The organism is Lysobacter brunescens (genome assembly GCF_042677005.1).
Taxonomy (GTDB): domain Bacteria; phylum Pseudomonadota; class Gammaproteobacteria; order Xanthomonadales; family Xanthomonadaceae; genus Lysobacter_I; species Lysobacter_I brunescens.
In genome coordinates this window covers 307,702-326,814 of the sequence record NZ_JBHTIF010000002.1, presented here as the reverse complement: position 1 = coordinate 326,814, position 19,113 = coordinate 307,702, and the positions used below count along the sequence as shown (strand labels likewise).

23 protein-coding genes are annotated in these 19,113 nt (G+C 68.1%); 6 read left to right on the top strand and 17 right to left on the bottom strand.

All coding sequences use genetic code 11. The annotated features are described in order from the left end of the window. Positions 1 to 16: 16 nt before the first annotated feature. Positions 17 to 649 (bottom strand): 23S rRNA (uridine(2552)-2'-O)-methyltransferase RlmE, encoded by a 633-nt coding sequence (gene rlmE, locus ACFQ0E_RS13580; RefSeq protein WP_386824647.1) that lies wholly within the window; start codon positions 647 to 649, stop codon positions 17 to 19. 137 nt (positions 650 to 786) lie between these two features. On the opposite strand from rlmE, the gene yhbY reads away from it, so the two are divergent. From yhbY to ACFQ0E_RS13565, 3 genes are all read left to right on the top strand, one after another. Beyond that, entirely contained in the window at positions 787 to 1,092 is a 306-nt protein-coding gene (gene yhbY, locus ACFQ0E_RS13575) for a ribosome assembly RNA-binding protein YhbY (RefSeq protein ID WP_386824645.1), read from the top strand. A gap of 70 nt (positions 1,093 to 1,162) precedes the next feature. Then, positions 1,163 to 1,537 carry an Mth938-like domain-containing protein gene (locus ACFQ0E_RS13570; RefSeq protein ID WP_386824644.1) on the top strand — a complete coding sequence of 125 codons (375 nt, stop codon included), beginning with the start codon at positions 1,163 to 1,165 and terminating at the stop codon, positions 1,535 to 1,537. A 91-nt stretch (positions 1,538 to 1,628) separates the two neighbouring features. Beyond that, the gene (locus ACFQ0E_RS13565; protein ID WP_386824642.1) at positions 1,629 to 2,171 is read left to right on the top strand and encodes a D-Ala-D-Ala carboxypeptidase family metallohydrolase; all 543 of its coding nucleotides are present in this window, start codon (positions 1,629 to 1,631) and stop codon (positions 2,169 to 2,171) included. A 6-nt stretch (positions 2,172 to 2,177) separates the two neighbouring features. Here ACFQ0E_RS13565 and ACFQ0E_RS13560 read toward each other — a convergent pair whose 3' ends face one another. The 5 genes from ACFQ0E_RS13560 to surE are packed head-to-tail and all read right to left on the bottom strand — an operon-like array spanning position 2,178 to position 6,112. Next, positions 2,178 to 3,026: an alpha/beta hydrolase gene (locus ACFQ0E_RS13560; RefSeq protein ID WP_386824640.1), complete on the bottom strand. Its 849-nt coding sequence runs from the start codon at positions 3,024 to 3,026 to the stop codon at positions 2,178 to 2,180. Between the two features lie 32 nt (positions 3,027 to 3,058). Next, positions 3,059 to 3,970 (bottom strand): peptidoglycan DD-metalloendopeptidase family protein, encoded by a 912-nt coding sequence (locus ACFQ0E_RS13555; protein ID WP_386824638.1) that lies wholly within the window; start codon positions 3,968 to 3,970, stop codon positions 3,059 to 3,061. A gap of 20 nt (positions 3,971 to 3,990) precedes the next feature. Beyond that, entirely contained in the window at positions 3,991 to 4,629 is a 639-nt protein-coding gene (locus tag ACFQ0E_RS13550) for an exopolysaccharide biosynthesis protein (protein WP_386824636.1), read from the bottom strand. Then, positions 4,629 to 5,312 (bottom strand): protein-L-isoaspartate(D-aspartate) O-methyltransferase, encoded by a 684-nt coding sequence (locus tag ACFQ0E_RS13545; protein WP_386824634.1) that lies wholly within the window; start codon positions 5,310 to 5,312, stop codon positions 4,629 to 4,631. Before ACFQ0E_RS13545 ends, ACFQ0E_RS13550 begins: the two co-directional genes overlap by 1 nt. After that, positions 5,309 to 6,112, bottom strand: coding sequence for a 5'/3'-nucleotidase SurE (surE, locus tag ACFQ0E_RS13540; RefSeq protein WP_386824632.1), 804 nt, complete (start codon positions 6,110 to 6,112; stop codon positions 5,309 to 5,311). Before surE ends, ACFQ0E_RS13545 begins: the two co-directional genes overlap by 4 nt. Before the next feature lie 138 nt (positions 6,113 to 6,250). On the opposite strand from surE, the gene ACFQ0E_RS13535 reads away from it, so the two are divergent. Next, a complete protein-coding gene (locus ACFQ0E_RS13535) occupies positions 6,251 to 6,790 on the top strand; it encodes a Smr/MutS family protein (RefSeq protein ID WP_386824630.1) in 540 nt (179 codons plus the stop codon). 15 nt (positions 6,791 to 6,805) lie between these two features. On the opposite strand, the gene ACFQ0E_RS13530 is transcribed toward ACFQ0E_RS13535, so the two are convergent. The 10 genes from ACFQ0E_RS13530 to ACFQ0E_RS13485 form a co-directional block, all read right to left on the bottom strand. Next, the gene (locus ACFQ0E_RS13530; protein WP_386824628.1) at positions 6,806 to 7,054 is read right to left on the bottom strand and encodes a hypothetical protein; all 249 of its coding nucleotides are present in this window, start codon (positions 7,052 to 7,054) and stop codon (positions 6,806 to 6,808) included. A 176-nt stretch (positions 7,055 to 7,230) separates the two neighbouring features. Continuing rightward, positions 7,231 to 8,301, bottom strand: coding sequence for a tRNA pseudouridine(13) synthase TruD (gene truD, locus ACFQ0E_RS13525; RefSeq protein WP_386824626.1), 1,071 nt, complete (start codon positions 8,299 to 8,301; stop codon positions 7,231 to 7,233). After that, positions 8,298 to 8,786 (bottom strand): 2-C-methyl-D-erythritol 2,4-cyclodiphosphate synthase, encoded by a 489-nt coding sequence (gene ispF, locus ACFQ0E_RS13520; RefSeq protein ID WP_386824624.1) that lies wholly within the window; start codon positions 8,784 to 8,786, stop codon positions 8,298 to 8,300. The genes truD and ispF overlap by 4 nt, the downstream gene beginning before the upstream one ends. A 5-nt stretch (positions 8,787 to 8,791) precedes the next feature. Next, positions 8,792 to 9,349: a hypothetical protein gene (locus tag ACFQ0E_RS13515; RefSeq protein ID WP_386824622.1), complete on the bottom strand. Its 558-nt coding sequence runs from the start codon at positions 9,347 to 9,349 to the stop codon at positions 8,792 to 8,794. 137 nt (positions 9,350 to 9,486) lie between these two features. Beyond that, a complete protein-coding gene (gene ispD, locus ACFQ0E_RS13510) occupies positions 9,487 to 10,176 on the bottom strand; it encodes a 2-C-methyl-D-erythritol 4-phosphate cytidylyltransferase (protein ID WP_386824620.1) in 690 nt (229 codons plus the stop codon). Then, on the bottom strand, positions 10,173 to 10,514 hold the full coding sequence (gene ftsB, locus ACFQ0E_RS13505) for a cell division protein FtsB (protein WP_386824618.1): 342 nt from the start codon (positions 10,512 to 10,514) through the stop codon (positions 10,173 to 10,175). Before ftsB ends, ispD begins: the two co-directional genes overlap by 4 nt. Before the next feature lie 10 nt (positions 10,515 to 10,524). Next, positions 10,525 to 11,814 (bottom strand): phosphopyruvate hydratase, encoded by a 1,290-nt coding sequence (gene eno, locus ACFQ0E_RS13500; RefSeq protein WP_386824616.1) that lies wholly within the window; start codon positions 11,812 to 11,814, stop codon positions 10,525 to 10,527. Positions 11,815 to 11,904: 90 nt separating this feature from the next. Next, entirely contained in the window at positions 11,905 to 12,738 is an 834-nt protein-coding gene (gene kdsA / locus ACFQ0E_RS13495; protein ID WP_386824614.1) for a 3-deoxy-8-phosphooctulonate synthase, read from the bottom strand. Next, entirely contained in the window at positions 12,735 to 14,438 is a 1,704-nt protein-coding gene (locus tag ACFQ0E_RS13490) for a CTP synthase (protein WP_386824612.1), read from the bottom strand. Before ACFQ0E_RS13490 ends, kdsA begins: the two co-directional genes overlap by 4 nt. Positions 14,439 to 14,598: 160 nt before the next feature. Continuing rightward, positions 14,599 to 14,874, bottom strand: coding sequence for a hypothetical protein (locus ACFQ0E_RS13485; protein WP_386824610.1), 276 nt, complete (start codon positions 14,872 to 14,874; stop codon positions 14,599 to 14,601). Between the two features lie 189 nt (positions 14,875 to 15,063). On the opposite strand from ACFQ0E_RS13485, the gene parE reads away from it, so the two are divergent. Then, positions 15,064 to 16,953: a DNA topoisomerase IV subunit B gene (parE, locus tag ACFQ0E_RS13480; protein WP_386824608.1), complete on the top strand. Its 1,890-nt coding sequence runs from the start codon at positions 15,064 to 15,066 to the stop codon at positions 16,951 to 16,953. Between the two features lie 46 nt (positions 16,954 to 16,999). Here parE and ACFQ0E_RS13475 read toward each other — a convergent pair whose 3' ends face one another. Next, the gene (locus ACFQ0E_RS13475) at positions 17,000 to 18,037 is read right to left on the bottom strand and encodes a hypothetical protein (RefSeq protein ID WP_386824606.1); all 1,038 of its coding nucleotides are present in this window, start codon (positions 18,035 to 18,037) and stop codon (positions 17,000 to 17,002) included. A gap of 432 nt (positions 18,038 to 18,469) precedes the next feature. Between ACFQ0E_RS13475 and ACFQ0E_RS13470 the strand changes: the two genes are divergently transcribed. Next, positions 18,470 to 19,066 carry a hypothetical protein gene (locus tag ACFQ0E_RS13470; protein ID WP_386824604.1) on the top strand — a complete coding sequence of 199 codons (597 nt, stop codon included), beginning with the start codon at positions 18,470 to 18,472 and terminating at the stop codon, positions 19,064 to 19,066. Positions 19,067 to 19,113: the final 47 nt, after the last annotated feature.

Below are 19,113 nucleotides of genomic sequence, written 5' to 3'. Positions count from 1 at the left end.
TTGGACATCGACCCGGTCATCCGACCGGTGCCGCATGCTTGCCCTGTGCCAGGGCGTACACCTCGGGCGAACGCTTGCGCGACGCTGCCGGCTTGCGGATCACGACACGAGCATAGCGCTTGCGCAAGGCCCGGACGTAATCATCGAACCCCACCCCCTGGAACAGCTTGATCAGGAAGGTGCCCCCGGGACGCAGGTGGCGATCGGCGAAGTCCATCGCCAGTTCCGCCAGATGCATGGCCCGGGGCAGGTCCACGGCATCCACGCCGCTCATATTGGGGGCCATGTCCGAGAGCACAAGGTCCACGGGCTGACCATTCAGCAGGGCTTCCAGCTGGGCCAGGACCGCGTCCTCGCGGAAATCGCCGCAGATGAACTCCACCCCCGCCAGCGAAGGCATGTCCAGGATATCCAGGGCGACCACCCGGCCGGTGTCGCCCAGACTCTGGCGCACCCACTGCGACCAGCCGCCCGGGGCCGCGCCGAGATCGACCACAGCCATGCCGGGCTTGAGCAGGCGGTCGCGTTCGACCAGCTCCTCCAGCTTGTAGGCGGCACGGGAACGCATGCCTTCGGCCTGCGCCTTCTTGACGTAGGGGTCGGAGAAATGCTCCTTGAGCCAGCGGTGGCTGCTCTTGCTGCGGGACATGCGGGGGATACGGGGCTCGGAAGGGAAAGGAGGCAGTGGTGTCGACCGGGCCGACGACCGGCGCGGACAAGGCCCGGCCAGCGGGCTGCCTGCGGGCCATGATACCCTGCGCGACGATCCATCCACGCCCGTACTGCATGCCCAGCTCCCTGACGAACGCCCAGATCCGATTCCTCCGTGGCCAGGCCCACGGCCTCAAGGCCATGCTCCAGGTAGGAGCCAAGGGGGTGACGGACGCCGTGGCAGCCGAAGTCGATCTGGCGCTGGAGCACCACGAGTTGATCAAGATCCGCGTGGCGGCCGAGGATCGTGATGCCCGCGACGCGATGATCGGCGATCTGGTCGAACGCACCGGATCGGCGCTGGTCCAGCGCATCGGCAACATCGCCGTGCTGTATCGCCAGAGCAAGGACCACCGGCAGATCGTGCTGCCGAGGGCCTGACGGCAGCGTCGCCGGGCCTCGCGTCCGGCCTCGCCCCCTCCCGAGCCGCCTCTTCCGAGCCTGACCGCCGATGCTGCTCCATCTCGAACAGCCCGACTTCGAGTATTTCCTCCGCGGCGCCGACGGCGCCCATGCGAAGGTCAACGAGCGCGAACTCCGCCGCAGCTTCATCCTCTCGCCGCGCCAACTGGTCGAAGACTGGCCGGTCCGCGACGTGCGCGCGATGACGCCGGCCGACCTCGAACCGCTCCTCGCATTGGACCCGGAACTGGTCCTGCTCGGCAGCGGCGCGACCCAGGCTTTCCCGCCTGCGGCGACGATGGCCGCCTGTCTCTCGCGCGGCATTGGCCTGGAAACGATGACCAATGCCGCCGCCGCCCGCACCTTCAACGTGCTGGCCAGCGAAGGCCGGCGCGTGGTCGCGGGCTTCGTGCTCGCCGGCTGAGCCCGTGGCTGGGCATCGGCGACCGGGGTCGCTGGCCTGCCTGGTCCCTGCCCTGCTCCTGCTGCTGCCCGCCTGCAACGATCGCGCACCCGTGTCGCAGCGAGCACCCGCGAAACCGCGCTTCAACGCCTGGGCCGATGCAGGGCATCGCGAACAGGTCGCGAGCTATCGCGCGCATCTCGAACGTCAGGGGCTGGCGGACGTCATGCCGATGGACGCCCTGCTGAAGACTTCCCGCCGCTGGCGGCTCTGCCTGGACGACGAATTCGCCACGCCCCCGCCCGCCCTGCAGCCGAACATCGCACCGACGCTGCACGTGGTCGCGCGACTCCACTCAGCGGGACTACTCGATCCGGCGCAGGCGCGCTCGGGCTGGCGCGACGCGCGCGTGAACCGCTGCGCGGGCGGCGCATCGGGCAGCAAGCACCTGCAGAACAACGCGATCGATTTCGACCTGCCCGAGCGGCCCGGCAGCGTGACCGCGCTGTGCGCGTGGTGGCGCACGCACGGCAAGAAAGCGAGGATGGGCCTCGGTTTCTACACGCCCACGGCGATCCACATCGACACTTCGGGCTTCCGCACCTGGGGCAACGACCGCACGCGATGCAGCTCGCTGTGCGTCACGCGGGACTGACGCGCGTCAGCGCGGTTCGGGCGCGAACAGCGCGCGGAATGCGCGCAACGCAGCGGGGTGGAACACCGTGCCGTGGGTTTCGTCCGGCAGCGACTGGAAGCGCCAGACCAGTCCCTTCGGCGCGGCGTCCTGCAAGACCGCCGGCACCCAGACCACCGTTTCGGCGATCATCGGTTCGCTGCTCATCGCGACGAAGAGCTTTGCCTGCAGATCAGGATGCGCGCCGAGGAAGCCCCGGAAACCCTTCATCCAGGCCTTGTTGTTCCACCACAGCATCGGGTCGATCGCGATGTACGCGTCGAACATCTCCGGCGCCAGCACCAGAGTTTCCAGGATGAACAGGCCGGCGGCGGATTCGCCGATGATCGCGGTTTCGCCCGTGGTGCGGTAACGGCGATCGATCTCCGGCATCAGCTCGTCGCGGATGAAGGCACGAAAGGTCGCGGCGCCGCCGACGACCGGGGCGATCTTCCGGTCCGATGCCACATCGGTCGGACCGGTCATGTCGCGACGACGCTGGGTGTTCTCGATGCCGACCAGCATGAACGGGCGCATCGTGCCATTCGCCATCGACACCTGCATCAGGCCGGCGATGTGCAGGAAATCCTCGGCGATGCCGCCATCGGGCATGTACAGCACCGGGACCTTCGCATCGGCGCGCTCGTGGTAGCCGGCCGGCAGGTAGACGTTGATGCGCCGGGTTTCGCCCATCACCTTCGAATCGAGGGTGAAGGTTTCGCCGATCGACAGCGGCTGCGGTGCGGCGGACGTCGCCTGGGCGGCGGCGGCGGGCAGCGGCGGCGCGATGAGGGCAACAACGAACAGGCAGAGCACGGCGAGTCGATGGCGCAGCATCGGCGGTTCCTTGCGGACGTTGAAGCGGGCGGTCAGCGTTTCGGCAGCGCCAGCAGCGGATCCTGCGGCTTGCCGTTGTAGCGAATCTCGAAATGCAGCATGTCCCGCGAAGCGCCGCTGCGGCCCATCTCGGCGATCTGTTCGCCGGCTTTCACGCGCTGGCCTTCGTTGACCAGCCGCGCGCGGTTGTGGCCGTAGGCCGACAGCCATTGCTCGCTGTGCTTGATGATGATGAGTTCGCCGTAACCGACGAGGCCGGCACCGGAATACACGACCACGCCATCGGCCGCCGCGCGCACCGGGGCGCCGCTCTTGCCGGCGATGTCGATGCCCTGACGGGTGGGATCGCCGGCGATGAAGCGGCCGACGATGCTGCCATCGGCCGGCCAGCGCCAGGCGAAACCGGCGTCGGGCGCGGGCGTGGCGACCGGGGCGGCGGGCTTGCCCGAACCGGCTCCCGGCGCGGGGCGGGTTGGCGTCGTCGCGACCGGCCGCGCGCCGGGCTTGTCGGTGCCTGGCTTGTCAGTGGCAGGCTTGTCGGTCGCGCCCGGCCGGGCGGCATCACCGGGCTTGCCGGTGGCGGGATTCGATCCACCCGGGGCGGGCCGGTTCGCTGCCGTCTGTGGCGGCGTGCTGGGCCGCGTCGGCTTCGGCGCTTCGGGCGCCGACAGGCGCAGGGTCTGGCCGGGATGGATGGTGTACGGCGGCGCGATGCGGTTCCACATCGCAAGGTCGAGCGCGCTCACGCCCTGCGCCTTCGCGATGCGGTAGAGCGTGTCGCCCTTGCGCACGGTGATGCTCTTACCACTGGCCGGCGGCCGGGAAGGTGCCGCGGATGCCGGCGCCCTCGATGCCGACGGGCTGCGCACCACGGTGCTCTTCGCGCAACCGGTGAGCATCACCATCCCAGCGAGCGCCACAGCCGCGGCGATGCGCAGCATCATGCCCGTGACAGCGGCAGGGATCACAGCCCGACCCTCTGCAGCAGTTCGCGCACGGCGAGGCCGCCGCCGCTGATCAGCACGCCGAAGTAGATCATGGTGCCGATGCTGGCCAGGTGACCGAGCAGCACGGCGACGCCGTCGCGCTGGATGAAGCCGATGGCGTACAGCAGCAGCGCCAATGCGGGCAGCGTGTTGCTGAAGGGCACGAAGCCGAACGGCGCCATCAGCAGCAGGGCCGCGAGGATGAAGGCGAGGTCGTTCACCAGCCGCACCGGAGTGCCGTCGGCCAGCAGGCGCAGGCGATGCGGACGGCTGATCTTCTCCAGGCGCCGCACCCAGACCAGCCCACCGGTGAGGCCGGGGCGCAGCTTGTCGGCAGGCAGCGCGCGCGTGCGCAGGCGCTGCGGCAGCCACAGCGGACGGCCGATCAGGCGACTGATGCCGACCAGCAGGATCGCCGCACCGAACACCGTGCTGACGCCAGGAATCGAGACGGGAATCAGGAACACCAGGGTCAGCAGGATGGTGACCAGCAACAGGCCTTCGTCACCGAACACGTCGAGCAGTTCCTGCAGGCTGAGCGCATCGGGCGGAAGCTGGTCGATGACCTTGGCGAGCTGTTCGCCGAGGGAAGCATCGGGAAACGGGGTCTTCGTCATCAGTCCACCATGCCCGAGAGCAGCGGCACGAACACCACGGATGCCAGTTCGATGCGCTCGATCGCACCATCGGCGTCCTTGCGCAGTTTGACCAGAGACTGTCCGCCGCTGCCGCCCACCGGCGCGACCAGCGTGCCGCCCGGGGCGAGCTGTTCGGTCAACGCGTCGACCAGCGCCGGCGCGGCGGCGGTGACCACGATGGCATCGAACGGGCCGTTCTCGGGCCAGCCGATGCGACCGTCGTCGTGCTTGCTGCGCACGTTCAGACCGAGATTGCGGAAACGCTTGCGCGCGGTGCGCAGCAGGTCGCCGATGCGTTCGACCGTATGCACTTCCAGACCCAGCGCGGCGAGGATCGCGGCCTGGTAGCCGGATCCGGTCCCGACTTCCAGCACCTTCTTCGGCTGCGCGCCGTCCTCGAACAGGGCCTCGGTCATGCGTGCGACGACCCAGGGCTGCGAAATGGTCTGGCCATGGCCGATCGGCAGCGCGTTGTCCTCGTAGGCACGCGCGGCCAGGGCTTCATCGACGAACAGGTGGCGAGGCACGGTGCGGATAGCGTTGAGCACGCGCTCGTCGCGGATGCCTTGTTCGCGCAGGCGCTCGATCAGGCGATCGCGCACGCGCTGCGAGGTCATGCCCATGCCGATGGCTTCGGGCTGCAGGCGCATGCGCGCGGTCATGCGGCATCGCCCTCGTTCGAAACGCCATCCTCGCGCAGCGATGCGGCCAGGCCGCCGACCCAGCTGGCGACATGTTCCAGCGCCTGGTAGCGGGTCAGGTCGACATGGATCGGGGTGATCGAGATGCAGCCGCGACGCACGGCGTGGAAATCGGTACCGGGGCCGGCGTCCTGTTCGGGACCGGCGGCGCCAATCCACCACCACTGGCGGCCACGCGGGTCTTCCTGCGGCGTACAGGCTTCGGCGCGGTGGCGGTTGCCCAGGCGGGTGACTTCGAAGCCGGCGATCTCGTCCCACGGCAGGTCCGGGACGTTCACGTTCAGGATGGTGTCGGCCGGCAGCGGATCGACGCGCAGGCGCGCGACGATCTCGGCGGCCGCGCGCGCGGCGGTCTCGTAGTGCAGACCCTTGTGATCGGCGGTGACCAGGGACACCGCGACGGCGGGCAGGCCGAGAAAGCGGCCTTCCATCGCGGCGGCGACGGTGCCGGAGTAGATCACGTCATCGCCCAGGTTAGCGGTATTGTTGATGCCGGAGACCACGATGTCCGGCTCGCGCTCGAGCATCCCGGTGATGGCCACGTGGACGCAGTCGGTGGGCGTACCGTGGACGCGCCAGGTGGCATCGTCCTGGCGGACCACGCGGATCGGCATGTCGAGGGTCAGCGAATTGCTGGCGCCGGACCGGTCGCGGTCGGGAGCGACCACCAGGACCTCGTGCCCCGCCGAGCGCAGGCCCTCGGCCAGAACCCGGATGCCGGGGGCGTCGACGCCATCGTCGTTGCTGACCAGGATGCGCATGCGGTCTCGGCTCGAAAACAAAGCCGAATCATATCCAATCGCAGTGGTCATCCGCACCCCGCGCGGCGCGGCGATGGCGTCTCATGCGTCAGGATCAGCGGAATTCGTGGTGTCCGCGAAGCCTGCTAGCATCCCTGCATGACCGCGCAGACGCCTCCCGACGACGACGATGCCGCCCTGTTCCGCACCGCGATCGGACCGGTGCGCGAACTGCCGGCGCCGCCCGCGCCGCCTCCGAAGCCGAGGCCACGGCCGACCACGCGCATGCGCGACCTCGATGAGGCGGATGCGCGCAGCGAGTTCCAGCGTGCGCTCGACGAAGCCCCGCTGCTGGCCGGCGACACCCTGAGCCATCGCCGCGACGAGGTGCCGCCGCGCGTGCTCAAGCGGTTGGCGCGGGGCGAGTACGCCGCACAGGACGAACTCGACCTGCATCTGGCCGCCAGCGCGCAGGCCGAGGCGATGCTGCGTCGCTTCCTGCGCGAAACCGTGGACGCCGGCTATACCTGCGTGCGCGTGATCCATGGCAAGGGACTGCATGCGCCCGACGGCGTGCCGACGCTCAAGAACCTCGTCGACCGGCTGCTGCGCCAGCGCGCGGACGTGCTGGCGTTCCATTCGGCGCCGCCCGCACAGGGCGGGACCGGCGCGGTGCTGGTGCTGCTGGCCGCGCGCTGACGCTGCTGGCGGCGGTCAGTCTTCCTTGACGTCGACGTTGCGCTTCACCGGCTTGTGCACCCAGTGCACGGTGATGCCGCGGCGACGCGCGGTGCGTTCGACGTAGGCGACGTAGGCCGCGTCGTCTTCCAGGCGGGGCGAGTACTTCGTGCCCGGTGGCGCGGGCTTGGCGGCCGGTGACGCGGCGTATTCCGATGTGGTGGCGCAGCCCGACAGCGACAAACCGACGGCCAGCGCGAGCGACAGGCGGATGCAGGTGTTCATGGGGGAACCTCCGGTGGACGGTGGATGCGCGACGGCACCGTGCCCTGCCCGGCGCAAGGCGCCATCGATCCGCTTATACGCCCATGCGCAACGCCTCGCCTCTGCCGCTGCGGCCTTCCGATCGGGCTTTCCGATGAGCGGCGACACCTGACCGGTTCCGCCGCGTGCGGCGCATGTCAAACAGGCCCGGTGGCGCCGGATGCGTCGACCACATCGCCCAGCTCGGCCAGCACGGTCGTCGCGTAGCAGCCTGGCGGCAGGGCGAAGCGCAGGCGCAGCACGGCAGGCGCCGGCCAGTCCCAGGCGAGTTCCGAAGGACGCAGGCGCAAGGCGCGCCGCTCCTGTTCCAGCCCGGCACGCTCCAGCCCGTCGCGCAACGCCAGGGCCTGTTCGCCGGATAGCGTCGCCTGTTCCAGCGCCTTCAGCAGACCTTCGCTGCGCAGTTCGCCCCTGCCCCACAGCGGACCGCTCGGATGGATGTCGAATGCGGCCAGGCGTGCGGCCAGCGCCTCGCTCCACGGTTCCGGCCCGAACACGCTGCGGCTGCCGTCGAGCGACCAGACCTCGCCGTCGAGCGGCGCGTCCCAATGCCCTGCAGCCACCCGCGCGGACAGCACGCGATTGAACAGCTCCGAACGCGCGCCGGACAGCAGGTGCGTGCGCTCCTCGCGCGGCACGCGGCGGCCCGCGAACATCGCCAGTGCCTTGTCGATGTTCCGCCCGCCGCGTCCGAAACGCTGTTCGCCGAAATAGTTCGGCACGCCCCGCGCAGCGATGGCCTGCAGGCGCGCCTCGATCGCCGCCGCATCGCCCTCGACCTCGCGCAGGGTCAGCACGAAGCGGTTGCCCGCCAGCGCGCCGCGCGGCAGCTTGCGCGAGTGCCAGGCATGCGCGAGCACTTTGAGCTCGTCGGACTGCAACGTCGCGATGTCGGGCGCGATCTTCTTCGGAATCCACACGCTCACCCGCTGCCGGGTGACCGCGTGGCGATCCTTCAGCCCGGCGTAGCCGATCGCCGATTCCGCCACGCCCGCCCACTGCGCGATGCGCTTGGCGGCGAACGCGGTGTTCATGCCGCGCTTCTCGATCGTCAGCAGCAGGTGCTCGCCCGAGCCGCTAGCCTCGAAGGCATCGATTTCCTCGACGACGAAATCCTCGGGCGTCGTGCGCATCCGCGCCGCCAGCGCGGGGGCACCATGCGCGCGCGCAAGCCCGTCGTCGCGCGGTGTATCCGTTGTTTCGCTCACGCGCGCACCAGCAGGCACGCCGCCTGTGCGGCGATGCCTTCACCGCGACCGGTGAAACCCAGCTTCTCGGTCGTCGTTGCCTTCACGCTGACATCGCCAATGTCGATGCCGAGGTCGAACGCGATCAGCCGGCGCATCTCGTCCGCATGCGGCCCGACCTTCGGGCGCTCGCAGATCACGGTGATGTCGGCATTGCCGACCTTCCAGCCTAGGTTGCGGACCAGATGGTCGCAATGGCGCACGAACGCGCGGCTGTCGGCACCCTTCCACTGCGGATCGCTCGGCGGGAAATGCCGGCCGATGTCGCCCAGCGCCAACGCGCCGAGCATGGCATCGCACAGCGCATGCAGCACCACGTCGCCGTCGCTGTGCGCCACGATGCCGCGCGCGTGCGGCACGCGCACGCCGCCGAGCATCACGTGGTCGCCCTCGCCGAAGGCGTGGACGTCGAAACCCTGGCCGATGCGAAAACCTGAAGTCGACACTCGATTCACCTCATTGCGCCGTAGCGCTGTTCGATTCTGGAAATGGCTTTCGTCAACTTTTCGCGATTGCGGGCCGACTTGAACCAGGCAGGCAGGCGCGAGAAGAGACTTGCATTCGCGACCGGCCCGCGTTCGCGCAACTTCGCGCCAATGAATGATTTCAAGGCAGCGAGATGCTCGCGATTGTATGCCCAGACGTACTGCCGCGAAGCGACAGGCTCGCTCAACGCCAAGGCGATGCCGAACGCAGGTTCGCAACCGCGTACATTGTCGTGAATCCGGACCGCCTGCAATTCCAGCGGATGCTCGCGACCGCAAACAGGACAGGCAACGATCGTTTCGGCTGTGAAAGGCACCGGCATTACCGAGTCCGACTCGATATTCCGGCGCAACCATTTCTCACCGCAATACCCGCAGATGCGGCTGCCACTGAATCTCAACCGACCATACCAGGGCACACCTGGCACCAGTGCGATCGAGAAAGGCCACTGAGGCCCGGATTCGAGCGCCAGAACGCACTGCGGGCAGGCGAATTTCGCGGCCATCGCCGAATTGGCTGCCATTGCATACCGGACGACGCCGGGGCGACCGCATCGAGGACACAGGACTTCGCAGTGGTCGCCGAGAAAGGTACCGAGCCACCGACCGTCGTCACGGTGGCGACGTGAATCATTGGTCGATTCGGCGACTTGCCGTCCCCTCACCGCTTCGCCAACTCGAACTCGAACCGCGCCAGGTCCGCTGGCGTGGTTACCTTGAAATTGTCCTCGCGGCCTTCGACCAGCAGCGGGCGCAGGCCCTGGCGTTCCATCGCCATCGCCTCGTCGGTGATGGCGATGCCAGCCGCATGCGCGGCGTCCAGCGCCTTCGACAGTTGCAGTCGACGGAACATCTGTGGCGTGAAGGCGCGCCACAGGCGCTCGCGCGGCTCGGTGCCGTCGATGCCGCCGTCGTCGCCCGCGCGCTTGAGCGTGTCACGCACAGGTGCGGCGAGGATCGCGCCGACCGGATCCGCGCGTCCCAGGTCGAGCAGGCGATCGAGATCGGCATGCGCGAGGTTCGGACGCGCGGCATCGTGGACCAGCACGAAATCGTCCTGGCGCACGTCATCGGGCAAGGCGTTGATCCCGGCCAGCACAGAATCCGCGCGCTCGGCGCCGCCGATGCAGGTCAGCACAGGCTTGCCGGCAAGCTCGGTCCAGCCGGGCCAATGCGCATCCTCGGCAGAGAGCACGACCATCGCACCGACGATCGCCGGATGCGAGAGCAGCGCCTGCAGCGTCCATGCGATGAGCGGCTGCCCACCTGCCTGCAGGTATTGTTTCGGCAGTTCGCTGCCGAAGCGCGTGCCGCGACCGGCAGCGGGCACGACGGCCCACAGCCCGCTCACGGTGCCGGCGCCTCGTCCACTGCGGCGGGCACGTCCACCGATGCCGGCGGCTCGACGACGCGGTGGAAGGTTTCGCCGGGCTTGATCATGCCCAGCTCGCTGCGCGCGCGCTCTTCGGCCGCCGCCTCGCCGGACTTGAGGTTCTCGACCTCGGCGGCGAGCAGGTCGTTGCGCTGCGCCAGGCCGCGGTTCTCCGCTGCCTGGCGATCGACCTGCGATTGCAGGTTCGCCGTGGCGACCGCCCCGCCCTCGCCGAACCACAGGCGGTACTGCAGCCACGCGAGCAGCGCGAACAGCAACAGCGCGATGATCCGGAGCGGGCGGGCGGCGTCGTTCATCCGCGCAACATCAGCCCCGCTTCAGCGACACGAACGCGTCGCGGCCCGCGTACTTCGCGGCGGCGCCGAGCTGCTGTTCGATGCGCAGCAACTGGTTGTACTTCGCCACGCGGTCGCTGCGGCACAGCGAACCGGTCTTGATCTGCGTCGCCGTGGTCGCGACCGCGATGTCGGCGATGGTGGTGTCTTCGGTCTCGCCCGAACGGTGCGAGACGATGGACGCATAGTTCGCGGCATGCGCCATCGCGATGGCTTCCAGCGTTTCGGTGAGCGTGCCGATCTGGTTGACCTTGATCAGGATCGCGTTGGCCACGCCCTGGTCGATGCCGTCCTTGAAGATCTTCGGATTGGTGACGAACAGGTCGTCGCCGACCAACTGGACCTTGCCGGTCAGGCGCTCGGTCAGCAGCTTCCAGCCAGCCCAGTCGTGCTCGGCCATGCCGTCCTCGATGGTGATGATCGGGTATTCGTTGCACCAGCCGGCGAGGAAATCGACGAACTGGTCGCTGGTCAGGCGCTTGCCTTCACCGGTGAGGTTGTACTTGCCGTTCTCGAAGAATTCGCTGGACGCCACGTCGAGGCCGAGCAGCACGTCTTCGCCGGCCTTGTAGCCGGCCTTGCCGATCGCTTCGAGGATGGTATCGAGCGCTTCGGAGTTGCTGCGCAGGTCGGGGGCGAAACCGCCTTCGTCGCCGACCGCCGTGCTCAGGCCCTTGCCCTTCAGCACCGACTTCAGCGCGTGGAAGATCTCGGTGCCGCAGCGCAGCGATTCGGAGAACGAATCGAAGCCGACCGGCAGCACCATGAATTCCTGCAGGTCGACGTTGTTGTCGGCATGCGCACCGCCGTTGATGATGTTCATCATCGGCACCGGCAGCACAGCTTCGCGACCATTGGCGAGGTACTGCCACAGCGGCTGCTTGCGCGAGGCGGCGACCGCGTGCGCGGCGGCCATTGACACGCCGAGCAGCGCGTTCGCGCCGAGTCGACCCTTGTTCTCGGTGCCGTCGAGATCGATCAGGCGCTTGTCGAGGCCGGCCTGGTCGGCGGCATCGAAACCGGTCAGCGCCTGGGCGATCGTCGTGTTGACGTTGCCGACGGCCTTCTGCACGCCCTTGCCGAGGTAGCGGGTCTTGTCGCCATCGCGCAGCTCGACGGCTTCCTTGGTGCCGGTGGAGGCGCCCGACGGCACCATCGCGCGGCCGAACGCACCATCGGCGAGCGTGACTTCGGCTTCGAGCGTGGGATTGCCTCGGCTGTCGAGGATTTCGCGGGCGTGGATCTTCGTGATCGTGGTCATGGGCGTCGAGTTGAGGTGGATTCGATAGGGTGCGCCTTGGCGCACCGGCTTGTTGTCGTGGCCCCGGGGAACGGTGCGCCGGGGCGCCGCTTATGCGCTTGCTTCCAGAAATCCGTTGCGCTTGGTCACTTCATCCAGCGCCATCAGCGTTTCCAGCAGCGCACGCATCTTCGGCAGCGGCCATGCGTTCGGACCGTCGCTCAACGCGTTCGCCGGGTCGGGATGGGTTTCCATGAACAGGCCGGCGATGCCGACGGCGGTGGCGGCGCGCGCCAGCACCGGCACGAATTCGCGCTGGCCGCCGCTGCTGCTGCCCTGCCCGCCCGGCAACTGCACGGAGTGGGTGGCATCGAACACGACAGGGCAGCCGGTGTCGCGCATCACCGCGAGGCTGCGCATGTCGCTGACCAGGTTGTTGTAGCCGAAGCTGGCGCCGCGCTCGCAGACCATGATGTCGTGGTTGCCGGTCGACTTGGCCTTCTCGACCACCGGCTTCATGTCCCATGGAGAGAGGAACTGGCCTTTCTTGATGTTCACCGGCTTGCCGGCGCTGCAGACCTTTCTGATGAAATCGGTCTGGCGCACGAGGAAGGCAGGCGTCTGCAGCACGTCGACCACGCTGGCGACTTCGTCCATCGGCGTGTATTCGTGGACGTCGGTCAGCACCGGCACGCCGATCTGGCGCTTCACTTCCGCCAGCACGCGCAGGCCTTCTTCCATGCCCGGGCCACGGAAGCTGGTGCCGGAGGTGCGATTGGCCTTGTCGAAGCTCGACTTGAAGATGAAGGGGATGCCCAGCGAGGAGGTGATCTCCTTCAGCTGGCCCGCGACGTCGAGCTGCAGCTGCTCCGACTCGATCACGCAGGGACCGGCGATCAGGAAGAACGGTTTGTCGAGGCCGACCTCGAATCCGCAGAGTTTCACGCGTTCGCCTCCTTCAGCAATTTGCCACCGGCCTGCCCTTCGTTCGCCTTGTGCTCGCGCGCGGCGCGGATGAAGCCGATGAACAGCGGGTGGCCGTGGCGCGGCGTGGACAGGAATTCCGGATGGGCCTGGCAGGCCAGGAACCACGGATGCATCGACTGCGGCAGCTCGACCATCTCGACCAGCAGGTCGTCCATCGACTTGGCGGCGATGACGAGGCCGGCGTCTTCGAGCTGCGTGCGATAGCGGTTGTTGAATTCGTAGCGATGGCGATGACGCTCGCCGACCACGTCCTTGCCGTACATGCGGTGCGACAGCGTGCCCGGCTTGATGCGCTGTTCCTGCAGGCCCAGGCGCATGGTGCCGCCGAGGTCGCTCTTTTCGCTGCGGCGCTCGATCTCGCCGGTGGACGTGCGCCATTCGGTGATCAGGCCGATCACCGGATGCGGGCTCTGGCGATCGTTCTCGGTGCTGTTGGCGTCGGTCAGGCCGGCGACGTGGCGGGCGTAGTCGACCACCGCCGCCTGCATGCCGTAGCAGATGCCGAAGTAGGGAATCCCCTGCTCTCGCGCGTATTTCGCGGTCAGCACCTTGCCCTCGAAGCCGCGGTCACCGAAGCCGCCCGGCACGAGGATGCCGTCGATGCCGGCCAGCACCTTGTCCGCGCCCTCGCGCTCGATGTCCTCGGATTCCAGCCACTTCAGCTTCACCCGGCTGCGCTGGCGCAGGCCGCCGTGCTTCAGGGCTTCGGCCACGGACTTGTAGGCGTCCTGGTGATCGACGTACTTGCCGACCACGGCGATCGTGACTTCGTCGATCGGATGCTCGGACGCGTCGACCACGGCCAGCCATTCGGACAGGTCGGCGGTCGGCGCGGCCTTCTGCTCCAGGCGCAGGCGCTCGATGACCAGCTGGTCGAGCTGCTGCTGGTGCAGCCACATCGGGATCTTGTAGATGTTGTCGAGGTCGACCGCCGAGATCACGGCCTTCTCGGAGACGTTGGTGAACAGCGCGATCTTGCGGCGCTCGCCGTCCGGCAGCGGCTGCTCGCTGCGGCACAGCAGCACGTCGGGCTGGATGCCGATCGAGCGCAATTCCTTCACGGAGTGCTGGGTCGGCTTGGTCTTCAGTTCGCCGGCGGCGGCGATGTACGGCACCAGGGTCAGGTGCATGAACATCGCCTTGTCCGCGCCGCGCTCGGTGCGGATCTGGCGGATGGCTTCGAGGAACGGCAGCGATTCGATGTCGCCGACCGTGCCGCCGATTTCGACCAGGGCCACGTCGAAGCCCTCGGTGGCGGCGTCGATGCAGCGCTTGATCTCGTCGGTGATGTGCGGGATGACCTGGACGGTCGCGCCCAGGTAGTCGCCCCGGCGCTCCTTGCGGATCACCGACTCGTAGATCTTGCCGGTGGTGATCGAATTCCTGCCGGTGAGGCGGGTGTTGACGTAGCGCTCGTAGTGGCCGAGGTCGAGGTCGGTCTCGGCGCCATCGTCGGTGACGTACACCTCGCCGTGCTGGAACGGGCTCATGGTGCCCGGGTCGACGTTGATGTAGGGATCGAGCTTCATCATCGTCACCCGCAGGCCGCGGGCTTCGAGGATGGCCGCGAGGGAGGCGGCGGCAATACCTTTGCCAAGCGAGGACACCACCCCGCCGGTCACGAAAACGAGGGGAGTCGCAGAGCTGGGGGAGTTCATGGCGGCAGCGGGTCGCTGGAAAGCGGTAGTGTACCGGGAAGCGGCTCCGGAGGCGACACGGCGCGCGCAAGCATTTGATTTCGCAGGCAAAGAAACGCCCCGGGCAGGCCGGGGCGTCGGGTGGATCGCGCAGGTCGCGTTCGCGGGGCGCGGATCAGGATCAGATGTCCTCTTCCTCTTCCAGCTCGCGCTCGGGATCCTTGCGGTCGGCGGACTTGTCGCGCTTGGGCTTGCGGGCCTCGGCCTTGCGTGCGGCTTCGGCCTTGGCGGCCTCGTCCTGGCGACGCTTCTCGGCCTCGGCCTTGGCTTTGTCGGCATCCTGGCTGGACTGCGTGGAAGCGGCGGACTGCGGCTGCGCGGTGGCAATTCCGGCGGCGAGCAGGCCCAGCGCCGCCACCGGCAGCAGGACGAGCAGGGTTCGACGGAGAGTCTTCATGGCGCTTCGGGGGCCCGCGGCGCCCGGATGGGCGGTTTCTTCGGGGCGCAGGCACCATAGCGCCGCGTGGCGGACTGCGCCATGAACACCCCCGGCGCAGCTGAACGGCTTGACCCGCCACCCCGCTGCCGCCAAGCTCGCCGGCCACGGCCGGGCGTCCTCCGGCCTCCCCCCGATTCGCAGACACGCATGAGCAGTCGCTACAACGCCGCAGACATCGAAGTCCTTTCCGGCCTGGACCCCGTCAAGCGCCGGCCGGGCATGTATACCGACACCGCGCGCCCGAACCACCTGGCGCAGGAAGTCATCGACAACGCGGTCGACGAGGCCCTCGCCGGCCACGCGCGCAACATCGAGGTGACGATCCACCCCGACGGCAGCTGCGAGGTCTCCGACGACGGTCGCGGCATGCCGGTGGACATCCACCCGGAGGAGAAGATTCCGGGCGTCGAGCTGATCCTCACCCGCCTGCACGCGGGCGGCAAGTTCAGCAACAAGAACTACACCTTCAGCGGCGGCCTGCACGGCGTCGGCGTGAGCGTGGTGAACGCGCTGTCGACCCTGGTGGAAGTGCACATCAAGCGCGATGGCAACGAATACCGCATGACCTTCCGCAACGGCGACCGCGCTACGCCGCTGGAAGTCGTCGGCAGCGTCGGCAAGAAGAACACCGGCACGCGCGTGCGCTTCTGGCCGGACGCGAAGTACTTCGACACCCCGAAGTTCGCGGTGCGCCACCTGCGCCACCTGCTGCGCGCCAAGGCCGTGCTCTGCCCGGGCCTGACCGTCACCCTGCTCGACGCCGCCACCGGCGAGAAGGACACCTGGTACTACGAGGACGGCCTGCGCGATTACCTCAAGGGCGAGCTGGGCGCGACCGAAGCGCTGCCGCCGGAGCTGTTCGTTGGCCAGCTGAAGAAGGATTCGGAAGTGGTCGACTGGGCTGCCGCCTGGGTCGCCGACGGCGATCTCGTGCAGGAAAGCTATGTCAACCTGATCCCGACCGCGCAGCACGGCACCCACGTGAACGGCCTGCGCACGGGCTTCACCGATGCGCTGCGCGAGTTCTGCGACTTCCGCAACCTGCTGCCGCGCGGCGTGAAGCTGGCGCCCGAGGACGTGTGGGATCGCGTCGCCTTCGTGCTCAGCATCAAGATGACCGACCCGCAGTTCAGCGGCCAGACCAAGGAACGACTGTCTTCGCGCCAGGCTGCGGCCTTCGTCGAAGGTGCGGCGCACGACGCGTTCTCGCTGTGGCTCAACCAGCACGTCGAACTCGGCGAGAAGATCGCGCAGCTGGCGATAGAACGCGCCGCGGCGCGGCTGAAGACCGAGAAGCAGGTCGTCCGCAAGAAGGTCACCCAGGGTCCGGCCCTGCCCGGCAAGCTCGCAGACTGCATTTCACAGGATCTCTCGCGCACCGAACTGTTCCTGGTCGAAGGCGATTCGGCCGGCGGCTCGGCGAAACAGGCGCGCGACAAGGATTTCCAGGCGATCCTGCCGCTGCGCGGCAAGATCCTGAACACGTGGGAAGTGGCGAGCGGCAGCGTGCTCGCCTCGCAGGAAGTCCACGACCTCGCCGTGGCCATCGGCTGCGACCCGGGCAAGGACGACATTTCCGGCCTGCGCTACGGCAAGGTCGTGATCCTCGCGGACGCCGACTCCGACGGCCTGCACATCGCGACCCTGCTGTCGGCGCTGTTCCTCAAGCATTTCCCCGCGCTGGTGAACGCCGGCAACATCTTCGTGGCGATGCCGCCGCTGTTCCGCGTGGACGTGGGCAAGCAGGTGTTCTACGCGCTGGACGAAGAGGAAAAGCGCCTGCTGCTGGAGAAGATCGAGCGCGAGAAGATCAAGGGCGCGATCAACGTCACCCGCTTCAAGGGCCTGGGCGAGATGAACCCGCAGCAGCTGCGCGAATCCGCGATCCATCCCGATACGCGCCGCCTCGTGCAGCTGACCGTCGACGGTGCGCAGGAAACCCACGCGCTGATGGACATGCTGCTGGCGAAGAAGCGCGCGTCGGATCGGAAAACGTGGCTGGAAAACAAGGGCGACCTCGCGACGCTGGAGGTCTGATCTCCGCACATCGTCGTCGGGCGGCGATCACGGCCGCCCGAAGGAATCAGCCAGTTACAAGGATCTGCGCGTACAGCGGATGATCGACCTCGCCGATCACGCGCACGCGCTGCGCTTCAGGCAGTGACGCCGAGACACGATCGAACGTCTCCGACGGCGACAGCGCGTGCGACAGTGCGGCATCCACGAGCGCCTGCGCCGCCTCCCAGTCGGTGCGGCTGCGCGCGAGGTCGGCGGCGTCTTCGCGGCTGAGCAGGTCGTGGACGACGGACACCCGGTCGCGAAGGCGCTCCCACTCGCGTGCGTCGACCTGGCCCGACTGCAGGAAGCGGTCGATGATCGCCTCTTCCAGCGCGGCCAGGCGGCTGGCGCGCTGCATGTCCACGGCCATCGCCATCTGCCGGTCGTCGAGTTGCGGCATCGGCTCGCCGGTCGCGGCAGCGACACGCTCGCCCACTTCGCGCATCTTCTCTGCGTCCGGCACGCCGCGTCCGAGGATGTGGTCGATCGAGCGCGCGTAGAGTTCGATGAACACCGGCTCGAAGTTGCCCGCATCCACGTGCAGCTGGGGCGTGACGTGCGTTTCCGCGCGGATCATCGCCAGCGCCTGCATCGGGCTGAGCGCTGGATCGGCGATGCAGCGGCTGCCGGGCGGCACGTTGTCGGGATCGTGGATGGGATTGGTGCTGACCGTGCAGGTCGAGTGGTCCTCGGCCACGCGGACCACGTCGAAGAAGCTCGGCATGGTGGTGTGGTCGTAGACCGCCGCTGCCAGGCCGTCGCCGGGATGATGCGCAGCCCACAGGCGCATGCCCGGCATCTCCGGCACGGCATAGCGTCCCACCTCGAAGAACCCGGCGTCGCGCATCAGGGCGATGGTGGTTTCGGTCTCCGGACGACCGAAGGGCGTGACATCGGGGACCAGGGTGATCCGCGCCGCGATGCCCGTCTGCGGCATGGCGGCCAGCGCGGCCAGCTTGCGCTTCAGCCACCAGGGCAGGGCGTAGCGCAGCAGGCACCAGAACAACAGGACGACGCCCAGCAGCGTCGCCAGCACCACCAACCCGATGTTCAGCAAGGTCATCCCGCCCCCCGGCAGTCCCCAAAGCGTGACAGTGTACGACCTTCGGCTTGACGCGTGCCCGCCCTCCTCCCTGCCAGCAGCCCATCAGCGCGTCTGCCGCGGCTGAGCCCGGCCCTCGGAACAGGCTTGCCCCCGGCGCACGGCGGAGCGGTCCGCTGCGGAGCGACCTCGTCGACTTCCCGAAGGCCCTCGGCGGGCCCGCTCTACGACCAAAGTCGATAATCCGTCACTTCATGACGCCGCAGAAGGTCACTTTTTGCCCTTCCCGCCCACGCTTCCGAAGCAAATCCCCGACAAGCGTTGCTTTTATTCAACAGACGAGCGGTGTCATCACTGGCATGCTCCATGCTACGTCCATCCGCAAGTCCGGATACCTGAATGGTTCGGACTCGAAAGGTCAATTCAACACTTCACTTTTTCTTTGGAGCCCAGATGAAGCTTTCCCGCAATTTCCGCAGTGCCGGTGCAGTGAGCCTGGTCGCCCTTGCCCTCGCCGCCGCCCTCCCCGCCCATGCCGAATCCGACTTCCAGACCGGTGCCGGTGCGCTCAACGCCAATGCCCGCCTCGACTTCCGCGTGGTCATTCCGAAGTTCATCCGCTTCCAGGTCGGCAGCGCCGGCACGGTCGTCGACCTCGTCGAATTCTCGGTCCCGGCTGCCAACGTCGGCGACGGCAGCGACATCGCCCGCACCAACGGCGGCACCGTGCCGGTCCTTCTGCAGAGCAACAACGGCAACGTCAGCCTGACCGGCACCACGCTCGGCCAGCTCAACAACGGCGCCGGCGAGAACATCTCGTTCGCCGAAATCCTCTCGACCAGCTCGGACCCGAACCTGAACGTCCCGACCCTCGTCGATGGCGGCACCAGCGCCGCGGTCACGGTCACGCCGAACGTCGGCGCCCGCGTCGTGAACCGCACGGCCAACTGGTCGTTCGCCTACAGCAACACCAACTTCGTCGGCGCCGGCAGCTACGGCGGCGTGAACGTCAACAACGGTCGCGTCACCTATACTGCGGCTCTGCCGTAATCGACGACAGCCTCGCTCCATTCACCGGCCCGCACCGGGTCGATGAC